The 517-nt window shown below is 48.5% G+C and carries 1 protein-coding gene; it reads left to right on the top strand.

The genetic code is table 11. The features are described 5' to 3' along the window. Positions 1-100: 100 nt before the first annotated feature. On the top strand, positions 101-517 hold a 417-nt coding region (locus ACFP3U_RS37095; protein ID WP_380230171.1), incomplete at its 3' end, for an Orn/Lys/Arg decarboxylase N-terminal domain-containing protein.

Genomic DNA, 517 nt, shown 5'->3' with positions numbered 1-517 from the left:
ACCGCTAACGCGCACTAATCAGCAACCCGTTTTCCTGAGGCTCCTTCCATCACCTGTCATCACGCGACGGGAGGGGCTTTCTACATCTGGAGATTTGACTATGAACGTTATTGCAATCATGAATCACATGGGGGTTTACTTCAAAGAAGAACCCATCCGTGAACTGCATCGTGCTCTCGAACGCCTGGACTTCCGTATTGTCTACCCGAACGACCGTGACGACTTATTAAAACTTATTGAAAACAACTCTCGTCTGTGCGGCGTGATCTTCGACTGGGATAAATACAATCTCGAACTGTGTGAAGAAATCAGCAAAATGAACGAGTACATGCCGCTGTATGCGTTCGCTAACACCTACTCCACTCTGGACGTTAGCCTGAACGATCTGCGCATGCAGGTTCGCTTCTTCGAATATGCGCTGGGCGCTGCGGAAGATATCGCGAACAAAATCAAACAGAACACTGACGAATACATCGACACCATTCTGCCGCCGCTGACCAAAGCGCTGTTCAAATAT

This window comes from Kitasatospora misakiensis, assembly GCF_042656005.1.
GTDB lineage: Bacteria > Actinomycetota > Actinomycetes > Streptomycetales > Streptomycetaceae > Kitasatospora > Kitasatospora misakiensis.
The sequence above is the reverse complement of the archived record's forward strand: the minus strand, read 5'-3'. Positions and strand labels throughout refer to the sequence as shown.